Annotated in this window: 10 protein-coding genes and 1 pseudogene; 1 reads left to right on the top strand and 10 read right to left on the bottom strand. The window is 71.5% G+C overall.

The features are described from left to right. Window positions 1-267: 267 nt before the first annotated feature. The 4 genes and pseudogenes from OG206_RS20200 to OG206_RS20185 form a co-directional block, all read right to left on the bottom strand. Window positions 268-2,640 carry a HelD family protein gene (locus OG206_RS20200; RefSeq protein ID WP_327118040.1) on the bottom strand — a complete coding sequence of 791 codons (2,373 nt, stop codon included), beginning with the start codon at window positions 2,638-2,640 and terminating at the stop codon, window positions 268-270. A gap of 127 nt (window positions 2,641-2,767) precedes the next feature. Beyond that, window positions 2,768-3,640: an anti-sigma factor family protein gene (locus OG206_RS20195; protein WP_327118038.1), complete on the bottom strand. Its 873-nt coding sequence runs from the start codon at window positions 3,638-3,640 to the stop codon at window positions 2,768-2,770. Beyond that, entirely contained in the window at window positions 3,637-4,224 is a 588-nt protein-coding gene (locus OG206_RS20190; RefSeq protein WP_327118036.1) for a sigma-70 family RNA polymerase sigma factor, read from the bottom strand. The genes OG206_RS20195 and OG206_RS20190 overlap by 4 nt, the downstream gene beginning before the upstream one ends. A 164-nt stretch (window positions 4,225-4,388) precedes the next feature. Beyond that, a pseudogene (locus tag OG206_RS20185) lies at window positions 4,389-4,826 on the bottom strand (ABATE domain-containing protein); the annotation flags it as partial. Between the two features lie 106 nt (window positions 4,827-4,932). On the opposite strand from OG206_RS20185, the gene OG206_RS20180 reads away from it, so the two are divergent. Next, window positions 4,933-5,538 carry a GNAT family N-acetyltransferase gene (locus OG206_RS20180; protein ID WP_327118034.1) on the top strand — a complete coding sequence of 202 codons (606 nt, stop codon included), beginning with the start codon at window positions 4,933-4,935 and terminating at the stop codon, window positions 5,536-5,538. Here OG206_RS20180 and OG206_RS20175 read toward each other — a convergent pair. From OG206_RS20175 to OG206_RS20150, 6 genes are all read right to left on the bottom strand, one after another. Beyond that, window positions 5,471-6,034, bottom strand: a complete 564-nt coding sequence (locus OG206_RS20175; RefSeq protein WP_327118032.1) for a GNAT family N-acetyltransferase — start codon at window positions 6,032-6,034, stop codon at window positions 5,471-5,473. The genes OG206_RS20180 and OG206_RS20175 overlap by 68 nt on opposite strands. Before the next feature lie 21 nt (window positions 6,035-6,055). After that, complete coding sequence (locus OG206_RS20170; RefSeq protein WP_327118030.1) at window positions 6,056-7,201, bottom strand: uroporphyrinogen-III synthase; 1,146 nt, start codon at window positions 7,199-7,201, stop codon at window positions 6,056-6,058. A 130-nt stretch (window positions 7,202-7,331) separates the two neighbouring features. Then, a complete protein-coding gene (locus tag OG206_RS20165) occupies window positions 7,332-8,663 on the bottom strand; it encodes a nitrate/nitrite transporter (protein ID WP_327118028.1) in 1,332 nt (443 codons plus the stop codon). A 158-nt stretch (window positions 8,664-8,821) separates the two neighbouring features. Then, window positions 8,822-10,183, bottom strand: a complete 1,362-nt coding sequence (locus OG206_RS20160) for an acyltransferase family protein (protein WP_327118026.1) — start codon at window positions 10,181-10,183, stop codon at window positions 8,822-8,824. Continuing rightward, the gene (locus tag OG206_RS20155; RefSeq protein WP_327118024.1) at window positions 10,180-12,378 is read right to left on the bottom strand and encodes a glycosyltransferase; all 2,199 of its coding nucleotides are present in this window, start codon (window positions 12,376-12,378) and stop codon (window positions 10,180-10,182) included. The genes OG206_RS20160 and OG206_RS20155 overlap by 4 nt, the downstream gene beginning before the upstream one ends. Continuing rightward, the gene (locus OG206_RS20150; protein WP_327118022.1) at window positions 12,379-13,050 is read right to left on the bottom strand and encodes a hypothetical protein; all 672 of its coding nucleotides are present in this window, start codon (window positions 13,048-13,050) and stop codon (window positions 12,379-12,381) included. It abuts the gene before it with no gap. Window positions 13,051-13,199 lie beyond the last annotated feature (149 nt).

Genomic DNA, 13,199 nt, shown 5'->3' with positions numbered 1-13,199 from the left:
CGGCACGTAACCCCGGCCGGCCGGGAATCGCCGCCGTAGAACGCAAACAGACCCGCGCCACCGACAGGTGACACGGGTCTGTCTTCCAGCAGTCGAACGGCACCGGCCCGCCATGCTCGCCTCGCGGCAAGTGGTCGCTCGTAGCGACGAAGGTTGGGCCCGGGGGCTTGGATCGAGCCGGTGCCGACTCCAGGCTAACAAAGACCCCGGAAAAGTGATTCCCGTACGGCGGGTCGACTCCGGAAGATGCTCCGTGCGCGGGTCGCCTCAGTCCCTCAAGAGGTCCGGCACACCGTCCTCGTCCGGCATGTCGCGCTCCCCGGAGACCACGGTCAGCTGCTGCGTCGCACGGGTGAGCGCCACGTAGAGCACCCTCAGGCCGGCCGGGGACTCGTCGGCGATCTCCGCCGGCGAGACGACCACCGTGGCGTCGTACTCCAGACCCTTGGCCTCGAGGCTGCCCAGCGCCACCACCCGCTCCCCCAGCTCCTCCAGCCAGGCACGGGCCTCCGCACGGCGGTTCATCGCCACGACCACACCGACGGTGCCGTCCACCGCCGCGAGCAGCCTGCGCGCCTCCTCACGGACGGTCGAGGCGAGGTCGCCGTCCCGCACCGTCTCGAAGCGCGGCTCGACACCCGTGGAGCGGACGGCGGCCGGGGACTCCATCCCCGGCATGGCCAGTGCCAGCACCTTCGCGGCGAGCTCGGCGATCTCCGCCGGGTTGCGGTAGTTCACGGTGAGCGTGAACTGGCGCCGCGGCCGCCTGCCGAGCGCCTCGTCGCGGGCCGCGGACGCCTCGTCGGGGTCGGACCAGGACGACTGGGCCGCGTCACCGACGATCGTCCACGTGGCGTGCCGGCCCCGTCGGCCGACCATCCGCCACTGCATCGGCGTCAGGTCCTGCGCCTCGTCGACGATGACGTGGGCGTACTCCGTGCGTTCCGCCGCCAGCCGCTCGGCACGCTCGCGCTGGGTCTCCTCACGCTGGGGCATGAGTTCCTCCAGCCCGGTGAGCTGGTCCAGCGGGTCGAGCTCACGCTTGCGCCTGGGGCGGGCCGGGGTGCCCAGCAGCGTCTGCAGTTCGTCCAGGAGTGCCACGTCGTGGACGGAGAGCGGGCCCTTCCCGTCCTCGTCCAGCCGCTTCAGCGAGCGGGCCAGGCGGCGGACCTCGCCCTGGTTGAGGATCCGGCGCGCCCACCGGCTCAGCCGCCGCTCGTCGGCCATCGCGGCCAGGACCCGGCGAGGGGTGAGTTCAGGCCACCAGGCGTTCAGGAACGCGAGGAAGGGGGTCTCGGTCGACACGTCGTCGTCGAACGTGGACCGCAGCTCCGCCGCCAGTTCCGGATCGGTGTAGCGGCCCCGGCCCGACGACTTGCTCCACAGGGCGTCCAGAAGCAGCTTGCGGGCGCGCGGGCGCAGCAGGTTGACCGGAGCGGTACCGCCGAGGACGTTGTGCCGGATGCGCCGGAGCTCTTCCGCGTCGAGCTCGACGCGGGCGCCGAAGGCGACCACCCGCAGCCGGGTCGGGGTCCCCGCCTCCGCGGGGGCGGCGTCCCCGAACTCCAGCTGCCCCTCCTGGGCGGCGGGACGGGGAGCGGGCTGCTCCAGCGCCCCGCGGGCCGCCTTGCGCAGCACGTGGAGCATCCGGGAGGAGCCCTTGATGCGGGCGACCGCGGGCTCGTCGTACGTGGTCGCGCCCTCGATTCCGGCGGCCTCGTCGGACAGTGACCCGACGGCGCGGATCGCGACCTGCCCCTCCTCACCGAGCGAGGGCAGCACCCCTTCGGTGTAGGCGACCAGGAGCGGGGTCGGCGAGACGACGAGGATGCCGCCCGAGTACCGCCGTCTGTCCTGGTAGAGCAGGTAGGCGGCCCGGTGCAGGGCCACGGCCGTCTTGCCGGTGCCGGGTCCGCCGGACACCTCGGTGACGGACGCCGCGGGAGCACGGATGACCATGTCCTGCTCGGCCTGGATCGACGAGACGATGTCCCGCATCGTGTGGCTGCGGGCCTGGCCCAGGGCGGCCATCAAGGCGCCGTCGCCGACCACGGGCAGTTCGTCGCCCCCCAGGTACGCGGTCAGCTCCGGGCGCATGAGGTCGTCCTCCACCCCCAGGACCCTGCGGCCCTTGGAGCGGATGACCCGGCGGCGTACGACCCGGCCGGGATCCTTCGGTGTCGACCGGTAGAACGGCGCGGCGGCCGGCGCGCGCCAGTCGATGACCAGCGGCGCGTAATCCGAGTCCAGGACTCCTATACGGCCGATGTGGAGGGTCTCCGCGATCTCGGCGGTGCTGTCCTCCCGTACGGCGTCGTCGGCCGCTTCCACCGAGGTGAAGGCGCCGTCCGGACCGCGTTCGCCGTCCTTGCCGCGGAGCAGATCGATGCGCCCGAACAGGAAGTCCTCGAACTCGCTGTTCAGCCGATTGAGATGGACTCCGGCGCGGAAGACCTGGGCGTCCCGTTCGGCGAGTGCCCCGGGGGTTCCGACCTGGCCCCGTTTGTTGGCGTCCCGCATGAGAAATTCCGCCTCGTCGATCTTCTCCTCGAGACGGTGGTAGACCCGGTCCAGATGTTCTTGTTCGACACCGATTTCCCGGTCCCGCAACGAATCGACAGCGGCATCCTGCGCGGCCACCGAGGCCCCCTTCTGACGTGCATCGGGCAGCCGTCAACCGTACGCGAAAGGGGGCCCCGAGCGCACCTGCCGCCCGTGTCGCGTTTTCGGTTTCATCCGGATCGGGCCTGATCCGGACGAAACGCGCTCATGCGTCGATCTCCACCAGCCGGTCCCCGTCGAAGGTCCGCACCTCGAAGTGGTCGATGTCGTCCCGGGCCATGGCGGCGCCGCCGTGCACGTACAGCGGGTGCGCGGCGCTCTCGTGGGCGGAGCCCTCGATCCCGTACCCCCACTTCGGCACGGACCAGGAGGTGACGACCTCCTCGTCGCCGTTCCTCGACACGGCGATCAGGCTGCACTTCTGCGGACCCTTGACGTTCTTCAGCTCCAGGACCGTGTGAGTGCCCCACGCCTTGGGCTCCATGCCGATGGTGGCGTCGACCTTTGTCACGGGGTCGGTCGCCGTCTTCTTCTCCGGCATGTGGTTGAAGAAGGCGTCCTCGGCGGGGCTCGTGGGATGCGGGTCCGCCGCTTCGACCCGCTTCCCGGAGTCCTCACCGGCTGTGGCGGTGACGGCGATCACCGGGCCGCCGATCACCAGGACCGCGGCCGCCGCGATCAGGTACCCGGCGCGCCGCCGCCGCTGGGAGCGCTTCCGCGCGACCTCGTCGACGAGGCCGTCCAGCAGCCGGGGCGCGGGGGGCACCGGCACGTGCGGGACGGGTCGCGCCCCCGGATCGGCCGACGGCGCCTCGGCCAGCAGGGCCAGCATGGGCTCCATCCCGGCGAACTCGTCGAGGTGCGCCGCGCACAGTGCGCAGCCGGCCAGGTGGGCCTCGAAGGCGCTCGCCTCGGCATCGTCGAGGATTCCCAGCACGTAGGCACCGGCGGCGTCATGGCCCGCGTCCTCCGCGGGGAAGCCGAAGGGGTCGGACGCGCGCGGAGGTCCGGAGGAGCCCGCCGGGCCTCGGGGACCGGCCCGAGGAGGCCCGAACGGCTGCCATCCGTCGTCGCTCATGCCGTGATCCCCCTTTCTTCGAGTGCGAGCTTCATGGAGCGGAGTGCGTAGAACACCCGGGACCGCACGGTCCCGCTGGGAATTCCCAGCACTTCGGCGGCCTCGTTGACCGTACGGCCCCTGAAGTAGGTCTCGACCAATGCTTCCCGGTGTGCCGGGGTCAAATCGTCGAGCGCGTCCGACAGCGTCATCAGCCACAACGCCTTGTCGATCTCGTCCTCCGCGGGAATGACCTCCAGCGGCGACGGATCGACCTCGCGCGGCCGGGCCTGCCGGCTGCGGTGGCCGTCGATGACGATGCGTCGGGCGACCGTCACCAGCCAGGGGCGGACTGAGCCGGTGGCCCGGTTGAGCGAACCGGCGTTCTTCCAGGCACGGATGAGCGTTTCCTGCACCACGTCCTCCGCCCGCTGGCGGTCCCCCGCCACGAGACGGAGGACGTAGGCGAGCAGAGGTCCGGCGTGCTCGCGGTACAGCGCCCGCATCAGCTCCTCGTCGGGGACCTCGGAGGAGGAGCGGGTCGGTGCACCACGATGCCGGGCCCTGCGCGGACGGTCATCGGCCACGGCCGCATCCTTGCGCACACGAACCTCCCGGTCGAGACCTTGTCGAGCTCTGTGCCCATCGATACGGGATCGGGACCGGGTTCATTCAAGCTCCGCGCAACTTTCTTTCGGCGAGGGGGAATTGGAGGTATCGGGCTGTTCACGACGACATGTCACGGAACGGCCCGTACGCGTCGTCTGTGCCGCGCCACCGGGTCGGTCAGCAGGTCCACGGCGTCGCGGGCGACCGCCGCGAGCAGTTCATCGCACGCCGGGGCTGCGGGCAGCACCCGGACGAGCGCGCCGTCCCGTCCGCGCACGGCCCGCAGCCCCGGAGGGGGCCCTGCGGCCGGCGCGTTGACCTGGTCCAGGGCCGTCTCCGCCTGGTCGCCGCCGAGTTGGGACGCCATCAGACGGTCGAGGACCGCGCGCAACTGCCGGAAGCGGGCCGCCCAGGTCTCGTCCACGGCCGCCAGCGGCGTCCCGTACGGAACGAGCCGCGAGGCCACCAGCCACTCCGCGAGGCGCGCGGGGCGGTCGAGCCGCTCGCGGCCACCGGGCCCCGCCCCTGTCGCCACCAGGTCCAGGCAGACGCGCCCGGAGTCGAACCGCCGGTCGTGGACGCCCGTACCCGCCGCCATGAGCCTGTCACCGCCTCGGGGTCACCTGCCGGGGAGAGCCGTCCCCCGGAGTGCCCCCGTCCGGCCCGGCCCGGAACCCCTCCCGGCACCGCCGTACGGTGTCCGCATGAACGACGACGCGGTCACGCTGACGGCCGGTGCCCTGCTCCTGCGGCCCTGGCATCCGGACGACATACCGCAGCTGCTCACGGCGTACGACGACCCCGCGATGCGGCGGTGGCTCAGGACCCAGGTCCCCGACGCCGCGGAGGCCGAGCGCTGGATGGCGGTCCAGCGGGACGGGTGGGCGGCCGGCACCCGGTTCAGCTTCGCAGTGACCGACACGGACCGGGACGGGCAGATCGTCGGCAACCTCGCGATGAACCGCCCCGTGCCCGGCGCGGAGACCGCGGTGGCGGGCTACTGGACGGCGGCGTCCGCACGCGGCCGGGGCGTTGCCCCCCGCGCGCTGGGGGCGCTCACCGACTGGGCGTTCACCACCTTCGCGGAGGACGGCCTCCGGCGCCTGGACCTCTTCCACGAGGTGGGCAACGAGGCGTCCTGCCGGGTCGCCGAGAAGTCCGGCTTCCCGATGGCCGAGGCCGTCCCCGCCCGGCCGCCGCGCTACCTCCGGGGCGGGCACCGGCACTCCCGCGGGGCGGCGCTCAGCCCTGCGGAGGACCGTCGTGCAGGATCCGCTGGAACATCCGGTGGTCCTGCCACGCCCCGTTGATGTGCAGATAGCGCGGCGCGGTGCCGTAGAGCTCGAATCCGCACTTGGCGAGCACACGCTGCGAGGCAACGTTGTCAAGGACCGTGCCCGCCGCGATGCGGTGCAGTCCGAGCCCGTCGCGCGCCAGCTCGCAGACCCGCGAGACGCCGGCCGTGGCCAGACCCCGTCCGGCGCGGTCGACGTCGATCCAGTAGCCGAGCCTGGCGTTGCGGAACGGCCCGCGCTCGATCGACGCGAGCGTCATCGCCCCGACGACGCGGTCGTCCCCGTCGGCCAGCACCCAGGGCATCGCGCGCCCCGCGTCCCGCTCCGCGAGCAGCCCGGTGAGCCGCTGCGCCTGGCCCTCGGGGGTGTAGAAGGAATCGGTGCGCACGGGCTCCCAGCGCCGCATGTGGGCACGGCTCCGGGTCAGGGTCTCGGCGAAGGATTCCGCGTCGCCGAGGGCCACGGGCCGCATGTGCACGTCGTCGGTCAGCGGGTGGACGTCATTGATCATGCCCGTACGCTAGTACTCCCGTCAGGAGCCGCCGTACTTGCTGTCGGCCGAGGGGTCCAGCGCCAGCCGGTAGCCGCGTTTGACGACCGTCTGGATGAGCCGCGGCACCCCGAGTGCCGAACGCAGCCGGGCCATCGCCGTCTCCACCGCGTGCTCGTCGCTGCCGCTGCCCGGCAGGGCGCGCAGCAGGTCGGCGCGCGAGACGACCCAGCCCGGCCTGCGGGCCAGGCTGTGCAGAAGAGCCATGCCGGCCGGTGGTACGGGGCGCAGGACGCCGTCGACCAGCACGGCGTGGCCCCGGATCTCGACCGTGTGCCCGGCGACGGGGAGGGTCCGGGCGCGGGCCGGCAGCCGGCCGCAGAGCACCTGGACGAGGGGCCCCAGGCGGAAGCGTTCCGGCTGGACGGTGTCGATGCCCTTCGCCTGCAGGGGCAGCGCCGTGACCGGTCCGACGCAGGCCGCCAGAACGTCGTGGCCCAGGGCGTCCAGCACCTCGGGGAGTATGCCGCGGGCCTCGGCCCTGTTCAGGTACGAGGCGGCGGCGGGGGCGCTGGTGAAGGTCAGCGCGTCCAGGCCGCGGGCGACCGTGACGTCGAGCATGCGGTCGAGCGGGGCGATGTCCTCCGGGGGCATCCAGCGGTACACGGGTACGCCGACGACCTCGGCGCCCGCCGCCCGGAGCGCCTCCACGAAGCCGGGCAGCGGTTCGCCGTGCAGTTGGAGCGCGACCCGGCGCCCGGAGACCCCCTCCTCCAGGAGCCTGTCCATGACCTCGGCCATGGACTCCGACAGCGGCGACCAGGCCTCGGTGAGCCCGGCCGCCCGGATGGCGCCCTTGACCTTGGGTCCGCGCGCGAGCAGTTCGACGCCCCGCAGCAGGTCGAGCAACTGCTCGCCGATGCCCCAGCCGTCGGCGGCCTCCACCCAGCCCCTGAAACCGATGGCGGTGGTGGCGATGACGACGTCGGGCGCGTCGTCGATCAGCTGCTCGGTGGCGGCCAGGAGTTCGCTGTCGTCGGCCAGCGGCACGATCCGCAGGGCCGGCGCGTGCAGGACCGATGCACCCCTGCGCGTGAGGAGCGTCCCGAGCTCCTCGGCGCGACGGGCTGCGGTCACCCCGACGGTGAAGCCCGCGAGGGGCCCGTGCTGTGCGTCGTCGTCCTGCATGGCGTGATACCCGGCTCTCGTCCCGCTGTTGCTCGGTCGTGCGGAGGACCGAGACTGTCAACAATGCGTGACGGTCTCGGTTCTCCCGTATTTCCCGCCCGTTACGTCGTACGACGCTTCGTGGCCATCCTCACACCTCGGCATAGCTGAGCTGGGGCTTCGCGGCCACCACCGCCGTCCGCCGAAGGTATACCGCCCACGTGAGGGTGAAGCAGGCCGCGTAGAAGACGAGGAAGGCGGTGAAGGCGGCCGTTCCGCTGCCCGAGGTCTGGAAGGACTGACGGAACGCCAGGTTGATCCCGAGGCCGCCCAGCGCCCCGACCGCGCCGATGAGCCCCATGGCGGCACCGGAGAGCCGCCGGCCGTGGGCCGCCGCCTCCTCGCCCCGCAGCCCCTTCGCGATCCCCTGGGCATGGAAGATGCCGGGGATCATCTTGAAGGTCGAGCCGTTGCCCAGCCCCGTCAGGACGAACAGCGCGATGAAGCCGACGAGGAACACCGCCAGCGACTCGATGGTGGAGGCGTAGACGACGACACCGGTCGCCGCGGCCATGGCCGCGAAGTTCCAGAGCGTGATCCGGGCGCCGCCGTACCGGTCCGCCAGCCGGCCGCCCACGGGCCGGATCAGGGAGCCGAGCAGCGGGCCGATGAAGGTGAGCGAGGCGGCCTGCAGCGGGGTCCTGCCGAACTGCGTCTGCAGGACCAGGCCGAAGGCGAAGCTGTAGCCGATGAAGGAGCCGAAGGTGCCGATGTAGAGCACCGACATGATCCAGGTGTGCCGCTCGCGCACGGCCTGGAGCGCGGCCCCGGTGTCGTTCTGCACGGGCCTGAGGTTGTCCATCCGCAGGGCGGCGCCGAGCGCGGCGACGACGATCAGCGGCACGTACACGCCGAGCACGATCCGCGGGTGCGCGGCACCGGCCGTGCCGATCACCAGCAGGCCGGTCAGCTGGACGACCGGTACGCCGATGTTGCCGCCACCCGCGTTGAGCCCGAGGGCCCAGCCCTTCTTCCGCAGCGGGAAGAAGGCGTTGATGTTCGTCATGGACGAGGCGAAGTTGCCGCCCCCGATGCCGGTGAGCGCGGCGACGAGGAGGAGGGTCGTGTAGGAGGTGCCCGGCTCCATCACCACGAGGGCGGCGAGGGTCGGGGCGAGGAGCGACAGGGCGCTGACGACGGTCCAGTTGCGGCCGCCGAAGATCGCGACCGCGAAGGTGTACGGCACCCTGACGATGGCACCGACCAGGGTCGCCGTGGAGATCAGGAAGAACTTCCCGGCCGGATCGACCCCGTACTCAGGGCCCATGAACAGGACCATGACGGACCACAGGGACCAGACCGAGAACCCGATGTGTTCCGAGAGCACGGAGAACCACAGGTTCCGGCGAGCCGTCCGCTCACCGGTCTCCCGCCAGAACGTCTCGTCCTCCGGCTCCCACTTCTCGATCCAACGACCGGCCATCACGTGCCTCCACAGGGGTCGGGGTGTTGTGCGTCCGACGCTAGGGAGTCCGCGTTTCGGGACGGTGCCGGGAGGTGACCGGTACGCAACCTTGCTCTCACTCGGGCACCGGGAGTGCGGTGAGCCCCATGGCCGGCCCACCGCACCGCCGCGGGCACTCAGGCCTTGCGGACCCGCCCCGCCCCGTTCGGCCACAGCCGGGGCCGGCGTTTCGCGGCGACGTCCTCGACCCAGCCGAACGCGACGATCGCCAGCCCGATCAGGGGCCAGACAGCGATCAGGACCAGCACCTCGTACGACTGCTCTATGTACGTGCCGAAGGTGTCGCCGAACCACGGGACGGCCCAGAGCTCGTCCACCAGGTGCGCTGCCGGGATCAGCAGCAGGTTGTGCCAGAGATAGATCGTCACGGCCCTGTTGTTGGCCAGCGTCACGAAGCCGTCCCACCCGGCGAGCCTGCCGGGGAGCTTCTGCCACGACGGTGCGTAGACGAGGAGGATCGCACAGAACCCGAGGGACCAGGTCGCCTGGGCGAGCGGGATCTCGTCGAGGTTCCAGCCCTCCTCGGTGAGGTGGCCGGAGGCCCACCACAGGCCGAAGCCCATCACGATCGCCGCGGATGACACCGCGAGGTAGCGCGGGACCTCCTTCAGCAGACCGTCGTTGTGGGCGAAGCCCAGGATCCAGCAGGAACCGAACACGGCGAAGTCGAGCAGCCCCTCGCCGAAGGTGCCGGGCACCGTCACGAGTCCGGTGCCGATCACGGCGGTGAGGGCGACCGGGGCCGGCAGCGTGACCCACGGAAGCCTGCGGAAGGCCTTGAGCAGCAGGGGCGAGGCGAGCACGAACAGAAGGTAGGCGCGGATGTACCAGAGCGGACCCGCCGCCTGGTCCGCCCAGCTCAGCTCCAGCCATCCGCCCTCAGAACCGCTCTCCTCCGGATAGGGCGGCGAGCCGAGCGGCAGGACGTAGCTGCCGAGCTTGACGAACCACCACAGCCCCTCCTCCCGGACGGGCTTCCAGCTCAGCGCGAACATCACCGGCACGACGACGAGCGAGAAGGCCCACATCGGGGGGAGCAGACGGCGCAGGCGGCCGCGGATGACTCCTGCGGCCGGGCGGGACAGGGAGCGTGCCATCAGTGATCCGGCCAGGGCGAACATCACGCCCATGGACGGGAAGAGGACGGTGAGCCAGGCCCAGCCGAAGAGGTGGAAGACCACGACACGGACGAGGGCCACGGCCCTGAGCACGTCGAGGTACCGGTCGCGGCCGGGCTTGGACCGGGCCGCCGGGGTCCCGTCCGCGATGTCCGGAACCTCCGGCGGCTGCTCCGGTGACACCGCCGGGGCGGGGACGGAGCCGGGCCAGGGAGCGGGGGGTGCGGGCAGCGGGGTGTACGGGGCACCGGCGTGCGCCGGGTGGACGCTGACCTGCTGTGACGGTGCCCACCGGTCCTCGGGGGGCGGCCAGGAGCCGCCGTCGCGAGCGTCCTGCCGAGATCGGTCCGGATCGGTCATGCCACCGGCCTCCGGTCCCTGTCGGACTCCGTGCGACGCGCCTGCGTACCCCCGGGCGCTTCCACCACACCGGTCCGGCGCAGCTTCTGCCAGCGCAGCCGGCCGCCGGTCAGAGCGGTGATCCAGGACTGGAGCAGCACGACGTACATCAGCTGCCGGTAGAGGACCTGCTGGAGGGGCAGGGAGATCAGGTGGGTCATGCGTTCCTTGTCGAGCCGGAAGGCGTAGGCGGCGCAGACGGCCTGCACCAGGAGGACTCCGAACCAGGCCGCGACCGTCTTCCCGGTGGGTCCGAAGACCAGTCCGTAGAGGAGGAAGACGTCGATCAGGGGCGCGAGCAGCGGGGCGACGACCATGAACAGGGAGACGAACGGCAGACCCACGCGTCCGAAGCGGCCCGAGGGTCCCCGCTCGATGACGGCGCGGCGGTGCTTCCAGATGGCCTGCATCGTGCCGTACGACCAGCGGTAGCGCTGCGACCACAGCTGCTGCACGGACTCCGGGGCCTCGGTCCACGCACGGGCGTTCTCGGCGTAGACGACGCGCCAGCCGTCGCGGTGCAGGGCCATGGTGACGTCGGTGTCCTCGGCGAGGGTGTCCTCGCTCATGCCGCCGATGCGGTCCAGCGCGGTCCTGCGGAAGGCCCCGACCGCGCCGGGGATGGTGGGCATGCAGCCCAGGAGGTCGTACATGCGGCGGTCGAGGTTGAAACCCATGACGTACTCGATGTGCTGCCAGGCGCCGATCAGCGAGTCACGGTTGCCGACCTTCGCGTTGCCGGCGACGGCGCCGACCCGGGTGTCCGCGAACGGCTGCACGAGCTCGCGCACCGTGGTGGGCTCGAACACCGTGTCGCCGTCCATCATCACGACGATGTCGTAACGGGCTTTCGCGATGCCGTTGTTGAGGGCAGCGGGCTTGCCGGCGTTGCGCTGCCGGACGACACGGACGTTCGGGATCCACATCGCCTCGACCAGGTCGGCCGTACCGTCCGTCGAGCCGTCGTCGATGACGATGACCTCGATCGGGTAGTCGCTGGCCACCAGCGACCTCACGGTGGCCTCGATGCACTCCCGCTCGTTGTACGCGGGGACCAGGACCGACACGGGCCGGGTGAACGGCTCACCCCAGCTGAAGTCCTTGCGGCGCACCTTCCTGGCGTGCAGGAAGGAGAGCAGCAGCATCAGCCCGAAGCGGACCATCACCAGGACACCGATGACGGCGAGCCCGACCACCAGAACACCGGTGACGTTCTCGGAGATCTCGACGGCTCCGACGAACGCCTTGCCCTTCCAGAGCGCGAGCCCGGTGACGGGGGTGTGCGCGCTGGGGGCGCCGAGCGCCGTCGTGAGGTTGGTGAAGTCGTAGCCGCGCTCCCGCATCTGCGGGAGGAACTTGCCCAGGGCGGTGACGGTCTGGGACCGGTTGCCGCCCGAGTCGTGCATGAGGATGAGGGCGCCCTTGCCGTTCTTCGGCGTGGCCCGCTCGATGATCGCCTCGACGCCGGGACGCTTCCAGTCCTCACTGTCCGTGTCGTTCACGACGGTGAGGTAGCCGCGGCTGCCGATGTACTGCGTCACCGGCCAGGACTTGTTGTCCATGGCGTCGGCGAACGAGGAGTACGGCGGCCGGAACAGGGACGTCCGGATGCCGGCGGCACCCGCGAGTACCAGTTGGTTCTGGGACAGCTCCCAGTCGATGCGGCTGGTGGACTGGAAGGAGAGGTCGGGGTGGTTGAAGGTGTGCAGCCCGACCTCGTGCCCCTCGTCGACCATCCGCTTGACCAGTCCCGGGTAGCGGGAGGCCATGGTGCCGGTGACGAAGAAGACCCCGTGCGCGTGCTGCTTCTTGAGCTCGTCCAGGACCCGCGGGGTCCAGACGGGGTCGGGGCCGTCGTCGAAGGTCAGGACGATCTTGTGATCGGGTATGCGCAGCGTCTCGGCGCGTTCGCCCTTCGCCCGGGCGTCGATGACCGGACCGCCCTCGAGCACGTCGTCGGGCACCTGGGAGGTGGGAGCCGGCGCCTGGATGCGGTGGTCGGCGAGGATCTCGCTGTGCACGTAACCGCGCAGCATGAGCATGGCGAGCAGGGCCACAAGAAGGAGCGACGGAAGCAGATAGCGCATGGGAAGCCTGCGCCGGACGGTCCGCTTCTTCTTCCGGTTGTGCCTGCCCCGCGGGGCGGGGGTTGTCATCTACTGAGCGCCTTCTTGTGGTTGCACCGGGGATTCCGTGGGATCCGGGGACGTCGGCGGGCTCTCCTCGACGGGCGGGGCGACGGTGGCCGGCGCGGACGTCTCAACGGCCGGCGGTACGGAGGCCGAGTTGCCCGGGGCGGGAGCCGAGGAGGTGTTGTTCCGAGGCGGCTTCACGGACGCGGAGGCCGAGGCACTCGCGCCGGGCACGGCCGTCACGCCGGGCCTGGAGGCGCCCGGCGACGGAGTCGCACCGGGGACACCGGAGACCGTGGCGGACGCGCCGGGCGGCGGCGTGGCCCCCGGGGCCGCCGAGACGGCCTTCTCACTGGGCGCCGGCCGGACCTCGGCCTTCTCCGCGCGCTTCTCGTCCTGCCCGGAGAGCGGCAGCCAGGGAGCGCTGGAGTTCCCCCCGAGCACGGCGGCGACCAGCGTCACCGCGTAGACGGCGCAGATCGCGGCGAGCACCCAGCCCACCCGCCGGTAGGTCTTGCTGCGGCGGCCGCTCTCGTCGACGAACACCGGGCCGTCGGAAGGCGCCGGCGGGCCGGGTTCGACGGGCAGTTCGGAGAGCTGACGTCCTAGTCCGTCAAGCTGGACGGTGACGTCGTTCGGCTCGTGGGTATGCCCGGTTCGGGTACCTTCACGCCAATTTTCCACAGGTGTTGCCACTTCCCCCACTCAATGAAGCAGGTGCGCGGGAATGACTGGAATCTTGCCAACGAACAGGGCCCCCACCCCGTCCGCGCATCACTTGTCACCGCGCACCCGAAGCACCGAATGTAGCGCACGCCGCCCTTGGAGATGCCGGATATCACCTG

The organism is Streptomyces sp. NBC_01341 (assembly GCF_035946055.1).
In the GTDB taxonomy this organism is placed as follows: domain Bacteria; phylum Actinomycetota; class Actinomycetes; order Streptomycetales; family Streptomycetaceae; genus Streptomyces.
This window is presented reverse-complemented; position numbering and strand designations above follow the sequence as displayed.

Coding starts and splice junctions, on each gene's coding strand:
- OG206_RS20195 (WP_327118038.1), bottom strand. CDS start 3,640: ATGAGCGACGACGGATGGCAGCCGTTCGGGCCTCCTCGGGCCGGTCCC.
- OG206_RS20180 (WP_327118034.1), top strand. CDS start 4,933: ATGAACGACGACGCGGTCACGCTGACGGCCGGTGCCCTGCTCCTGCGG.
- OG206_RS20175 (WP_327118032.1), bottom strand. CDS start 6,034: ATGATCAATGACGTCCACCCGCTGACCGACGACGTGCACATGCGGCCC.
- OG206_RS20170 (WP_327118030.1), bottom strand. CDS start 7,201: ATGCAGGACGACGACGCACAGCACGGGCCCCTCGCGGGCTTCACCGTC.
- OG206_RS20165 (WP_327118028.1), bottom strand. CDS start 8,663: ATGGCCGGTCGTTGGATCGAGAAGTGGGAGCCGGAGGACGAGACGTTC.
- OG206_RS20160 (WP_327118026.1), bottom strand. CDS start 10,183: ATGACCGATCCGGACCGATCTCGGCAGGACGCTCGCGACGGCGGCTCC.
- OG206_RS20155 (WP_327118024.1), bottom strand. CDS start 12,378: ATGACAACCCCCGCCCCGCGGGGCAGGCACAACCGGAAGAAGAAGCGG.